Raw genomic sequence first — 13,004 nt, forward strand, 5'->3', positions numbered from 1 at the left:
CGCCGTGCCCGCCTGGGCGGGCATCCACGCGCCTTCCTCCTCCGCGGGACCGAAGTCGTGGATGGCCGGGACGAGCCCGGCCATGACGGCCGCCAGAACGACCGCATTCTGCTGAAGGTCCTTTGTGATGTCCCTGTCCCGTCCGCAGCCGCGTCCCGGCGTCCTGTCGATTTCCGCCTACGTGCCCGGCAAGAGCGGCGCCCCCGGCGTCGCCAAGGTGTTCAAGCTGTCGTCGAACGAGTCGCCGATCGGCCCCAGCCCGCGCGCCCTCGAGGCCTACAAGGGCGTCGCCGCGCATCTCGAGGACTATCCGGACGGAGCGGCGACCCGGCTGCGCGAGGCGATCGCCGGCGTGTACGGGCTCGATCCCGACCGCATCGTCTGCGGGGCCGGCTCCGACGACCTCCTCAACCTGATCGCCCGGGCCTATCTGGCCGACGGCGACGAGGCGATCCACTCGCAATACGGCTTCCTGGTCTATCCGATCGCCACGATGGGGACCGGCGCCAAGCCGGTCTCGGTGCCCGAGAAGGACCTCACCACGGACGTGGACGGCATCCTCGCCGCCGTCACGCCGCGCACCAAGGTCATCTTCCTCGCCAACCCCAACAACCCGACCGGCACCTACATCCCATACGACGAGGTGAAGCGGCTGCATCGCGGCCTGCGCCCGGACATCCTCCTGGTGCTCGACGCCGCCTATGCGGAATATGTCGGCCGCAACGACTACTCGACCGGGCTCGAGCTCGTCGCCGAGAGCGAGAACGTCGTGATGTGCCGGACCTTCTCGAAGATCCACGCGCTCGCGGCGCTGCGGCTCGGCTGGATGGTCGGCCCGGCCCACGTGGTCGACGCCGTCAACCGGGTGCGCGGGCCGTTCAACGTCAATGCCCCGGCGATCGAGGCCGGGATCGCCGCCGTCCAGGACGCCGAGCACATCGAGCGCTCGCGCGCCCACAACGATCGATGGCTGCCCTGGCTGACCGAGGAGATCGGCAAGCTCGGCCTGACCGTCACGCCGAGCGTCGCCAACTTCCTGCTGATCCACTTCCCGGGCACCAACGGCAAGACTGCGCAGGCCGCCGATGCGTTCCTCACCACGCGCGGCTTGGTCCTGCGCGCGGTGGCGAGCTACGGGCTGCCCGGGGCGCTGCGCATGAGCATCGGCACCGAGGAGGCCAACCGCCTCGTGGTGCAGGCGCTCGGCGAGTTCATGGCCGCATGAGGCTTCGGCTGGATCGGACACGCGGCCGCTGAAACAGCTCCGTCGTGCCCGGCCTCGTGCCGGGCACCCACGTCTTTCGGACGTGGTTTCGACAAGATCGTGGATGGCCGGGACGAGCCCGGCCATGACGAAGGTTGAGCGAGAATGACCACACCCCTCTTCAATCGCATGGCGCTGATCGGCGTCGGGCTGATCGGCTCCTCGATCGCGCGGGCGGCGCGCGCCCAGGGGGTCGTGCGCAGCATCGTCGCGACGGCCCGTTCCGGGCCGACGCGCGCCCGTGTCGCCGAGCTCGGCATCGCCGACCGGGTGGTCGACACCAACGCCGCCGCCGTCGACGGCGCCGACCTCGTCATCCTGTGCATTCCGGTCGGCCAGTGCGGCGCCGTCGCCGCCGAGATCGCGCCGCGCCTCGCGCCGGGCGCGATCGTCTCGGACGTCGGCTCGGTGAAGGCGGCGGTCGTGAAGGACGTGGCGCCGCATATCCCGGCCGGGGTCCATTTCGTGCCGGCCCATCCGGTCGCCGGCACCGAGAACTCGGGGCCCGACGCCGGCTTTCCCGAACTGTTCATCGACCGCTGGTGCATCCTCACGCCGCCCGAGGGCACCGATCCGGCCGCGACCGACAAGCTCGCCACCTTCTGGAGCGCCATCGGCGCCAATGTCGAGACGATGACGCCCGAGCACCACGACCTGGTGCTCGCCATCACCAGCCACCTGCCGCACCTGATCGCCTACACGATCGTCGGCACGGCCGACGAGCTCGGCCGCGTCACCCGCTCCGAGGTGCTCAAGTTCTCGGCTGGCGGCTTCCGCGATTTCACCCGCATCGCGGCGTCCGACCCGACCATGTGGCGCGACATCTTCCTCGCCAACCGCGACGCCGTGCTGGAGATGCTCGGCACCTTCGGCGAGGATCTCTCGAAGCTCACCCGCGCGATCCGGCGCGGCGACGGCGACACGCTGTTCGACCTGTTCACCCGCACGCGGGCGATCCGCCGCGGCATCGTCCAGATCGGCCAGGACTCCGATGCGCCCGACTTCGGCCGTCCGCATCAGCGGAAGCTGCCGCCGCTGCCGCGGCCCTACATGGCGGAAGGGGAGTAGCCGCTGTCGTCGAGCTTGGCCGTTCGCGGTCCGGCCGTCACCAGGAGTATCGGAGGCCGGCCGTGCCCGCGAAGGTGCGGCTGTGGCCGGCGACCTCGCCGTCGAACTTCGCCATGAGCGCGAAGCCGTTGGCGAAGCGCATCTCGGCGCCGGCCGAGACCAGGGCGAGGTCGCGCGCCGGCGTGGCGCCTTCAACCACGAAGCCGGCGCCGGGGAGCGCCTGGAACGCGACCGCGAGGGTGGGATCGCTCACCCGGTCGTGCGCCCAGGCGAGCTTGCCGCGCAGCGCCAGCGCGGCGTCGGGCGTCACCGCCACCACGGTCTCCAGCCGCGCGCCGGCCTCGGTGCGCAGCGCCGTCGCGGTGCGGTCCGCGTAAGCGAGGCCGAAGCCGTCGCCGCTCGGATCGCTCTCGCCGACGCCGGGCATCACGAAGGCCTGGGCCTGCACGGCCGCGTAGGGGGTGACGCCGGCGCCGAGCCATCCGAGCCGCCAGCCGGCCTCGGCGCGGCCGCCCCAGCTCTGCGCCTCGTAGCGGCCGGTGAGCCGGCTGCCGCCGAACGTCGTGCGGTCGGTCGACACCCAGTGCTCCGCGAAGGCCAGCGAGGTCGCCAGATAGGCGGGACCGGACGTGGAGGTGCCGTAGACGCCGGCCTGGACCGCATCGCTGCTGCCGCCGCCGAGCCCCTGGGCGAGGCTCCAGCTCGTGCCGCCGCCGCCGAGCGCGAAGCCCAGCGTGGTGAACGGCGTCACCCGGTAGTCGCCGCCCGCCGCGAAGCCGGCGGCGCGGGCCGACAGGTCGTGGCTGCCGACCATCGCGTCGCCCTCGATCCGGCCGGAGCCGCCATAGGCCGAGCCCCAGACGCTCCAGCGCGGTCCGCTCGAACCCGCGGCCGGCGCCTTCGCCAGCGCCGCGAAGGCCGCCGTGGCGGGCGAGCGCGGCGCGTCGGCGGCGGCGTAGCCGAGCGCGCCGCCCTGGCTCGCGCCGATGCCGGTCCCGGCCCGGCCGTCGACGAACGGGTCGGTCATCAGGCCCAGGAAGGCCGTCATCATCTGGAACGCGCCCTGCGGCGCGCCGGTCGCGGCCTCGCCGGAGAGCTGGGTCAGAGCCTGGGCGAGAGGCTGACCGGTGAGGCCGACCACGGAGACGAAGCCGGGCGGCAGCGCGCCGCCGGAGTTGAAGTACCGGCTGAGCGATGCTGCGACGGCCGCCTGGTTGCGCGACAGGCCGGTGGCGCTGTCGAGCCCGAGCATGAGATCGAGCGACACGCTGTTCGGCGCCGAATAGTCCAGCGCGGCGATGAAGCCTGCCGGAAGATTGCTGGTCACCAGACTGTCGAACGTGCCGCTGCGGCTGCCGGCGGTGAGGATCGTGTAGCTCTTCGTCACGTAGCTGCCGGCGGCGAAATAGGCCTGCACGGTGCCGGCCAGCGTCGCCGCGCCGCTGACCACGGCCTGCGACGCCGAGGTCGGGTCGAGCGCGACCTGATAGATCGCGCCCGCCGTGAAGCCGAGATTGCCGGCGACCGTCATGGTGGTGCCGGCGGTTCCGGTGCCGGGCGCGAAGACGCCGCCGCTGTTCACCGTGACACTGCCGGCCGTGCCGGTGCCGGCCAGCGTGCCGCCGGCGTTCACGCTGGTGGCCGAGCCCGTGATGACGCCGCCGGATCCGAGGTACAACACGCCGCCGTCGATCGTGGTGGCACCCGTGTAGGTGCTGGCGCCGGTCAGCATCTCGACGCCGGCCGCGAGCGTCAGGCCACCCGAGCCGGTGAGATCGCCGGCGAACGTGGAGGACGCGTTCGACAGCGTCAGAGTCTTGCCGCCGAGATCGACGGTGCTGCCGGCGACGCCGGCCAGCGTCGTGATGGTGGCGCCGGCCGTGGTGGCGGAGATGTCGAAGGTGGCGCCGGCGGCGATGCCGACGCCGCTCGACGCCGCGATGCTGCCGGCCCCGCTCAGCGCCAGCGTGCCGGCGTTGATGACGGTCGCGCCCGTGTAGCCGTTGACGGCGGCGAGCGTCAGCGTGCCGGCGCCGGCCTTGGTGACGCTGCCGGTGCCGGTCAGGCCGGTCGCGAACGTGACGGTGTTGCTGTTGGTGTCGAAGGTGCCGCCGTTGGCGCCGATGGCAGCGAGGCGCGCCGAGATGTCGGTCGAGGTGCCGGTCGCCCATTGCAGGCCGCCACCGTCGAGCGTGATCGGGCCGGTGCCGAAATTGTTCGCGGCGCTGAAGTTGATCAGGCCGCCGAGGACCAGGGTGCCGCCCGTGTAGGTGTTGGTGCCGGTCAACGTCAGCGTGCCCAGCCCCGCCTTGGTCAGCATGCCGTTGTTGATGATCGTGCCGGACAGCGTCAGGTCGAAGCCGTTGGTGTCGACGACGCCGCCGAGCGCCAGCAGCGAGATCGTCTTCGCGGTGCTGAAAGAACCGTCGAGCTTGAGGGTGCCGCCGTTGAAGATGACGTACTGGTCGAGGCCGAGCGCCGTCAGCGCCGCGTCGCTGCCGGCCGACACGGCGCCGCCGGTCGCGACGATGATGTTGGGACCGATCCAGCCGGTGCCGACGTTGAGACCGGAGGTGATCGGCGTGCTCACTGTGCCGACGATGGTGTTGGTCACCGTGTCGAACACATAGGCACCGTTGCCGTTCGACACATAGATCCGCGAGCCGTCCGGCGCCGCCGTGACGCCGGTTGCGTTGGGAGCCGACACCGTGGCGACGATGGCATTGGTCGCCGTGTCGATGACAAAGAGCTGGTCTAACTGGTTGTTGACGTAGACGCGGGTGCCATCACGGGAGATGGTGACGCCCAAGGGTGCACCGCTGAGCGGGATGATGGCGACTACCGACTGAGTTGCGACGTCGATGACCGAGACAGAGCCGCCTTGGCTCGCGACGTAGATTTTGGTGCCGTCCGGCGACGACGCGATGCCGCTCGGGCTGCTGCCCACGGCAATCGTGGCGACGACGGTCCGGGTCGTCGTATCGACGACCGACACGCTGTTTGAGTTCAGGTTTGCCACATAAAGGCGGTTGCCACCCGACGAGACGGTGACGCCGTACGGGCCCGAGCCGACCGGGATCGGGGAGCCGACGACCTGGTTGGAGGCCGTGGAGATCACCGAGACCGAGTTGCTGTCCACGGCGGAGGCGTAGACATATTGTCCGTCGGGGCTGATTGCGATCCCATAGGGTCGAAGGCCCACCGATATCGTCGTGACGATCGCTCCCGCCGCCACGTCCAGGACCGTGACCGTGTTGGTCCCGGCGCTCACCAGATAGGCGTATCGGCCGTCCGGCGAGAACACGGCATTCTGCGGATAGCGTCCGACCGTGATGACCGAGCCGATGGTCGTGTTGGTCAGGGTGGAGAACGCGATGATTGCGCCAGGGTCGGTATTTATGCCGGTGAGCAGGCCGTAGGCGTCGATCCCGGCGCGGGCTGGGCTCGCCAGGATCAGACAGCCAAGCGGCACAAGAACGACCCCCAGCCGCCGGTGCGCGCGGCGCCGCGATCGTCCCGGGCTGCCGGCCGCGCGGGAGAGGCGGCGGTCGGCGAGGCCGAGACAGGCGGGACGTCGCGGGAGTCGGGGGGCCACGGTGCGGTCCTCTGCGGATGATCGAGCAACACAGCGTAACGAACCGGCGGAGGCGCGATGTGCCGAGCGTCTCAGCGACGGATTTGGTTTCCGCTTGTTGCCGGTCCGCCACAGCGGTCGGACGCGCGGTTCGATCCGGCGGCGTGACGATGCCGGCTCCACGATGCGGCTGCCGGCGCGGTCAAATTTCCGGACTGTTTCGCGCGTGATATGATGACGACACGAGTTGAAGTGCGACGAGGCCACGCGCCCCGGAACATGCCCGCGACCCAGACGAGAGTCCGCTTGGAAGAACCCCCGAAGAGCGAGTGCTTCCGTGGCGCTTCGGCGCTCGCCGCGATGCGCGATGCGACCGTCGAGCTGTGCGATGTCACGACCCTGACGGACCCGGAGGTCTTTCGGTTCTCTTCGCGGGCGATAGCGATCGGCCAAGCGCTGCTTCTCGACTCGGTCTCGACCGGCCTCCGCTATGTCCGCACGCCCGCCCACATCGCCCGCGGCGACATGGATCACTATCTCGTCTCCCTCTGCCTCGCGGGCGAGATGCAGTTCGCCTCCGGGCGCCGCCACGTCACGGTGCGGCCGGGCGACATCTGCCTCGTCGACATGGCCCAGCCGAACCGGACCTGGCTGACGGAGGCGGACCATGCGGGATCCCGGATCGCCACCGTCGTGCTGCCGCGCGCCGTGCTGGCGCCGCGGCTCGCGCATCCGGATTCGGCGACCGCGTCGGTGCTGCGGCACGACGACCGCCGGGCGCAGCTTCTGGCCGGCCAGATCGCGGCTCTGCGGCAGCACCCCGCGCCGCCGGCGGGCGACGTCTCGGACGCGGTCGAGGCGATGGCCGAGATGGTCGCGGCCGCGGTCGGCAGGGCCGCCGACACGGCCGAGGCGGCCGCGCGGGCCGACCGCCATCTGCTGCTCGCGGCGATCAAGCGCCGCATCGAGGCGCATCTCGAGACCGACGACCTGACCGCCGGGACGCTCGGTCGACAGTTCGGGCTATCCCGCGCCAGCCTCTACCGCCTGTTCGAAGGCGACGGCGGGCTGACCCGGTACGTGCAGGACCGGCGCCTCGCGCGCGCCTTGAAGCTCCTGGTCGCGCCGGACATGCGCCACGAGCGCCTGATCGATCTCGCCATCGATCTCCGGTTCAGCAGCGACACCACCTTCGTGCGGGCGTTCCGCCGGCAATTCGGCGTGACGCCGGGCGAGATCCGAGAGATCTCGCGCGCCTGGCTTCGCGACGCCGGCAGGGCGCCCAAGCCCGCCGAGGTGCTCCGCAAGCTGGGCCGGGCCTGAGCCCGGCCGCGACCCGCGGGCCGACCACTCTCGAGCCGGCCACGCCGATGCCGCAACCCTGACCAAAGAAGCCGGGAAACCGGGCGGGACTCATGCTACAGCGCGGGCGACGGGTCGCGCCGGGCGAGCGTGGCGACGATCGGGAGAGAGGCGACATGACAGACGGCGGCTCGGCCCTGGAAACCCTCCGCCGCACCGACTTCGATGATCTCGGCGAGCGCATCGAGGGCAAGGTGCGCGACATCTACGTGCAGCCGGACCGCCTGGTGCTGGTCACCACCGATCGCCATTCCTCGTTCGACCGCATCGTCGCCCACATCCCGGGCAAGGGCGAGGTGCTGAACCGCACCGCCGCCTTCTGGTGCGAGGAGACGCGTGACATCCTGCCGAACCACGTGATCGCGCTGCCCGATCCCAACGTCACGGTGGCGCGCCGCTGCACGCCGCTGAGGATCGAGATCGTCATGCGCGGCTACCTGACCGGGGTCACGTCGACGTCGATCTGGACCCACTACCAGGCCGGCCGGCGCGATTTCGGCTCCTTCGTGCTGCCCGACGGCATGCGCAAGAACGAGCGGCTGCCCGTGCCGGTCTTCACGCCCTCCACCAAGGAGGCGACGCACGACGAGACAATCACGCCGGCGCAGGTGCTGGAGCGCGGCCTGCTGTCGAAGGACCTGCTCGAGCAGGTCGAGGACGCGGCCCAGAAGCTGTTCCGCCGCGGCCAGGAGATCGCGCTGTCCCGCGGCCTGATCCTGGTCGACACGAAGTACGAGATGGGGCTCGACGCCGACAGCCGCCTCATTTTGATCGACGAGATCCACACGCCGGATTCGTCGCGCTGGTGGATGGCCGACAGCTACGAGGCGCGCTTCGCGGCGGGGCAGGAGCCCGAATACTTCGACAAGGAGTTTTTGAGGCGCTGGTTCGTCGACCACTGCGATCCTTACAAGGACGCCGTGATCCCCGCGGCGCCGGCCGAGCTCGTCGCCGAGCTGTCGGCCCGCTATCAGCAGATCTTCCACCGCCTCACCGGCCAGACGCTGACGCCGCGTGAAAGTGGACGCCCGCTCGCGGAGCGCATCGCCGACAATCTGGCGGCCTATCGGATCTGATCCGCGCGGGGCTTGCTCTTTGGTCGTTCCGGGGCGCACCGAAGCTGCGAACCCGGAATCCAGCGGCAAACTCTGTGTCCTCGGCTGGATTCCGGGTTCGGCGCTGCGCGCCGCCCCGGAATGACTCAGACGAGAGAAGGCGATGCCGTATGACGGCGCGGTGCTTCTTTACGCTTCGTTAACCATGTCGGCTTGATTATTTCTTTAGAAACAATCAAGCCGAGGCTCCCATGTCGGCCTTGACCGGTCTGACGGGCGCGTTGTCGAGCTACACGACGGGCTCCTACGGACAGAAGGCCGGCACCGCGCCGACCCAATCCACCGCATCGAGCGGCACCGGAACGACCTCCACCTCGACCCGGTCCGGCGACTCGGCCACCGTGCTGACGCTGTCGGAGGAGGCCAAGGCCTATCTGGCGGCCATGACGGCGGCCGGCAAGGGCGCGGCGTCGGGCTCGGCGATGGCGCGCGCCCAGGCGGCGCGGGCCTGGCTCGATCAGGAGTACAAGTCGCTCGGCATCGGCTCGGCCCTGGTCGACGGCCAGGTGGCGGTCGATTTCACGGCACAGGACCGGGCGACGCTCGCGGTCGTCGCCGCCGGCACCGGCGATCTCTTCACGGCCGACGAGAAGACGGCCGCGGCGTCCGTGCTGCAGGCGCGTTTCGAGGATGCGCTCACCCCGCATGCGGTGATCGCCCGCCACACCGGCGACTATGCGGGTCTCTACGCCGCGGCCGCCGACTATCTGGACGCCGCGAGCCCGGAAGAGCGGGCGACGGCGGGCTGGGCGGCACGGCGCGAGGCGGTCACGCAGGGGCTCGCCGCGGCGCGCGCGGATTTCGGCAAGGCGCCCGACACCGGCGACGAGAACGATCCCGTCCGCGCCATGCTGGACGCGCCGGCGCCCGGCACGAGCTCGGGCGGCAAGACCGCGACGGCCGACACGCTCGCGGCCCGCGCCCGCGCCGCGCTCGACGCCCAGGCCGGCCGCGCCCGCGACGACGGCACCGAGCTGGTGTTCGACGGCACCCGCACCGGCCGGATGGTCGACTTCGAAGCCTTCGACAACCGCACGCTCGCGGTCGTCTCCCAGAACGCCGACGGCCAGTTCTCGGTCTCCGAGGCGCGCGCGGCCCGCAAGGCGCTCGAGCAGCGCACGCGGACGACGCTCCTCTCCGCCTTCACCGGTTCGGGCAGCGATCCGGCGGCCCGCAGCGTCGCCCTGATCCGGCAGTACTCGTCGATGAGCGCCGAGGAGCGGGCCGTGCTCGGCTTCGGCGAGAGCTTCACCGACAACGTCCTGAAGAACTACCGCACCGTGACCAGCATCCAGAACATGGTCGATGCGATGAACGCCTCGACCGGCTCGCTGCTCGGCGGGGGAAGCCTCTGAGGCGCGCCGGCTGACGTTTGACGTGCACGCTTTGCGTGTGCCGCGCCGGCTTGCGCGGCAGTCCGGGGCTGGCTAGAAGCAGCGGCAGCATCATGCCACCGCCGAGGGCCCCCGCCTCATGCCGTGACTGACCTTCGCCTATCTGCACCGTGGATGCCGCATCGCGCGTCCGCACATCCCCGACTTTCCCTCGAGCGTCCCACCCATCGATGTCCTCTGAAATTTCTGCTCCGCCGGTCGCGGAGGCCGTCGCGCCGTCGCGCGGGCGGACCTCGCGTGCCGTCCGCCTCGTCGCGCCCGCCGTCGCGCTCGTGATCGCGATCGTGCTCGTCGGCATGGTGCTGCTGCAGCTGCGCGCCCAGGACGCTGCCGACGCGCGCGACCGCGACATCCGCATGCGGCTCGTCGCCGCCACGCTGACCGGCGCCTTCGACAATGCCGGCAAGTTCGCGCTGTCGCTCGCCGAGGCGACGGCGCGGCGCCCCGATGTGACCGACGCGCTGGCGGTGCTCGACCGCTCCCGCCTGCAGGTGCTGTCGCAGGGGCCGTACGACTACCTGAATCGCCAGGCCGGCGTTCAGATCTACGGCTATCACACGATGGATCTCCGCTACCTGCTGCGCATGCACCGGCCGGATACGTTCGGCGACGACATCTCGGGCTTCCGGCCGATGATCGTCGCCGCCAACCGCAGCCGCCGTGCCCAGACCGGCGTGGAGCTTGGAATCGCCGGCCTCGGCATCCGCGGCGTCGCGCTGGTGGAGCGCACCGCGACCGGGGAGAGCGGCAAGCAGCCGGTCGGCACCATGGAGGTCGGGCTCGACATGCGGCCGATCCTCGATCTCGTGAAGGCGTCGACCAATGCCGACGTCGCCGTGGTGATCGCGCCGGCCATGGTCGGGGTCGCGCTTGATCCCAAGCTGCCGCGCTTCGGCGACCTCGTGCTGGCGCTGTCGACCGACGACGACCGCTTCGCCGCGTTGCTCAAGAGCACCCGCATGCGGGCGCTGCGCGACGTGCAGGTGGAGACGCGGGACATCGAGGGCCGGCCGTTCAGCGTGGTGTCGCAGCCGCTGGTCGACTTCTCGGGCCGGCTGGTCGGCATGACCATCGCGATCGAGGAGATTCCGAACGACCGCGGTCGCCTGCGCACCGAGCTCGTTGTCGCGGCGGTGTGCGGCGGCATTCTCGCCTGGATCGTCTTCGCGGTGCTGTTGCGCGCCGTGCTCGGGCGGGGGCGCCCGTGAGGCTGCTCCTGGCCGGCCTCGCGCTCGCGGTCCTGCTGATCGGCGCGGCCGCCGCGGACGAGCCCCGCACCGGCCTGCCGGCCGGGGTCGAGCTGCCGGTGCGGGTGCGGGTGGCGCTGCGCGTCCTCGACGTGCTCGACGTCAAGGAGACGGCCGGGGAGGGGCGCTTCTTCGTCGAGATCACCCAGCGCTGGCGCGACCCGCGGCTCGCCTTCGACGCGGTCGCGGTCGGCAGTGCGCGCGTCGACCGTGTCGCCGGCGAGGCGGACGCCTTCCTCGCCTCGATCTGGACGCCCGGTCTCGTCATCGACAACCAGGTCGGCGGGCGGGAGTCGCGCACCGTCGCGGTCGCCACCTACGCCAACGGCGAGGTGGTGTTGATCGAGCGGTTCGAGAGCGATTTCCGGTTCCGCATGAACATGGACGCGTTCCCGTTCGACCGACAGAACCTCGTGCTGTCGCTGTCGCTGCCGCGCTACGCCAAGCAGGAGGCGATCCTGATCACCACCGAGACGGACCGACTGCTGTCCGGCGTCGAGGAGTCCTCGCCGGTGGTCTGGCGGCCGGTGCGGCTGCGCTTCGCCAACGACGAGGTCATGGGCTGGAACGCGCGCAGCTACTCGCGGCTCGCCGCGACGGTCGAGCTGGCGCGCAAGTCGGACCGCTACATCCTGCGCATCTTCGTGCCGCTGTTCGCGGTGCTGTCGGTGTCGCTGTTCGTGCTCTGGTCGCCGGCGCTGCGCGAGCAGGAGAAGGACAAGGGCACCATGATCTTCTCCTCGCTGCTCGGCCTCGCGGCGCTGAGCTTCACGTTCGAGTCGAGCTTCCCGGGCGCGATCTCGCTCAACACGCCGGTCGCCCAGATGATCTCGCTCGGCTACCTGTACCTGGTGCTGGTGCTGATGATCGAGGTCGGGCTCACCGCCGCCTGCGCCGATCCGACCCGCCGCTTCCACGCCGCCTGCCTCGAGCTCCGCCGCCAGATCCGCTGGGGCCTGCCGGTGATGATGCTGGTCGTGTGCGTCGGCATCGCGGTGCGTGCCCTGCCGGGGTGACGACGGGGTGAGGCGGAGCGTCGCAGAAATACCTCCGGAGGTGCGGGAACGCCTCGCGGCCGGCCGCGGTTGACCCCGCGTGGCATCGAACCCCGGAGACAGATAATGCCGATCCTTTTGTGGTGGCTGGGCGTCCCGCTCAGCGTCGTTCTCGTGCTGTGGCTGGTGGGAGTGATCTGACGCCCGTCCTTGCCCTGTGCCGTGCAGCGGAGGGCATTGAACACGGTGGATTGCACAGTCCGCGGGACTGATGAACAAGTCCGCCGGGCCGACCGCGCCCGCCCGTATAAAGGGCAGCCGCTCCGCGACGGCGTCGGTGGGCCGCTGGTGTCCGCACGGCACGATCGTCGACCACCTGGGCGGCCGTTGGTCGAGGGGCGCAGCGTGGACGGGGTGACGAAGTACAATTTCGGGTGCGGGAACTCGCGCAAGGCGGGCTTCGTCAACGTCGACGTACGCGCCGACTCCGCCGCCGACGTGGTCGCCAATGCCTGGGAGACCGAGCGCTTTCCTCAGGGTACCGCCGCGCTCGTGTATTCGCGCCACATGCTCGAGCATCTCGATCCGGATGATGCACGCCTCGCGCTATGCGCTTGGCTGCGGCTGCTCCGACCTGGCGGACTCGTCAACGTGATCGTGCCGGACATCGCCTTTCATGCCCGCCAGGTGCTCGGGCTCTCCTCCAGCGTCTTCCCGAACCAGTACGACCATGCCTGCGCCGGCTTCTGGGGCTGGCGCGACGAGGTGCGCGGCGGCAGTCGCGAGGATGCCCACCGCTGGGGTTATGTCGAATCGTCACTGGCGCACGAGATGGCCGAGGCCGGGTTCGTCGACATCCAGCGCGTGAACGAGGGGCCCGACGTCGAGCCTTGGCACCTCAATATGCTGGCGCGCCGGCCGCTCTGACGGCGTCGACCGCACCGCATAAAGGTACCGTTCCGCGTCGGGGTGCGGCATCCGCGCC

At 70.7% G+C, this 13,004-nt stretch carries 9 protein-coding genes; 8 read left to right on the plus strand and 1 reads right to left on the minus strand.

The window, feature by feature from the left end:
• Window positions 1–133: 133 nt before the first annotated feature.
• Window positions 134–1,225, plus strand: a complete 1,092-nt coding sequence (gene hisC / locus J2S22_RS22470; RefSeq protein ID WP_272777448.1) for a histidinol-phosphate transaminase — start codon at window positions 134–136, stop codon at window positions 1,223–1,225.
• Between the two features lie 144 nt (window positions 1,226–1,369).
• Window positions 1,370–2,332, plus strand: a complete 963-nt coding sequence (locus J2S22_RS22475) for a prephenate/arogenate dehydrogenase family protein (RefSeq protein WP_272777379.1) — start codon at window positions 1,370–1,372, stop codon at window positions 2,330–2,332.
• Between the two features lie 37 nt (window positions 2,333–2,369).
• On the opposite strand, the gene J2S22_RS22480 is transcribed toward J2S22_RS22475, so the two are convergent.
• Complete coding sequence (locus tag J2S22_RS22480; RefSeq protein ID WP_272777378.1) at window positions 2,370–5,804, minus strand: autotransporter domain-containing protein; 3,435 nt, start codon at window positions 5,802–5,804, stop codon at window positions 2,370–2,372.
• Window positions 5,805–6,212: 408 nt separating this feature from the next.
• Between J2S22_RS22480 and J2S22_RS22485 the strand changes: the two genes are divergently transcribed.
• The 6 genes from J2S22_RS22485 (at window position 6,213) to J2S22_RS22510 (ending at window position 12,946) form a co-directional block, all read left to right on the plus strand.
• A complete protein-coding gene (locus J2S22_RS22485; RefSeq protein WP_272777377.1) occupies window positions 6,213–7,229 on the plus strand; it encodes an AraC-like ligand-binding domain-containing protein in 1,017 nt (338 codons plus the stop codon).
• A 176-nt stretch (window positions 7,230–7,405) separates the two neighbouring features.
• A complete protein-coding gene (locus tag J2S22_RS22490) occupies window positions 7,406–8,344 on the plus strand; it encodes a phosphoribosylaminoimidazolesuccinocarboxamide synthase (protein WP_370878241.1) in 939 nt (312 codons plus the stop codon).
• Window positions 8,345–8,574: 230 nt separating this feature from the next.
• Complete coding sequence (locus J2S22_RS22495) at window positions 8,575–9,738, plus strand: hypothetical protein (protein ID WP_272777375.1); 1,164 nt, start codon at window positions 8,575–8,577, stop codon at window positions 9,736–9,738.
• A gap of 311 nt (window positions 9,739–10,049) precedes the next feature.
• On the plus strand, window positions 10,050–10,985 hold the full coding sequence (locus J2S22_RS22500) for a cache domain-containing protein (protein ID WP_272840327.1): 936 nt from the start codon (window positions 10,050–10,052) through the stop codon (window positions 10,983–10,985).
• Window positions 10,982–12,040: a ligand-gated ion channel gene (locus tag J2S22_RS22505; RefSeq protein ID WP_272777373.1), complete on the plus strand. Its 1,059-nt coding sequence runs from the start codon at window positions 10,982–10,984 to the stop codon at window positions 12,038–12,040. The genes J2S22_RS22500 and J2S22_RS22505 overlap by 4 nt, the downstream gene beginning before the upstream one ends.
• 384 nt (window positions 12,041–12,424) lie before the next feature.
• Complete coding sequence (locus J2S22_RS22510; protein ID WP_272777372.1) at window positions 12,425–12,946, plus strand: class I SAM-dependent methyltransferase; 522 nt, start codon at window positions 12,425–12,427, stop codon at window positions 12,944–12,946.
• The last annotated feature ends 58 nt before the right edge of the window (window positions 12,947–13,004 follow it).

The sequence above is a fragment of the Rhodoplanes tepidamans genome (genome assembly GCF_030813915.1).
Classification (GTDB): Bacteria; Pseudomonadota; Alphaproteobacteria; order Rhizobiales; family Xanthobacteraceae; genus Rhodoplanes; species Rhodoplanes tepidamans.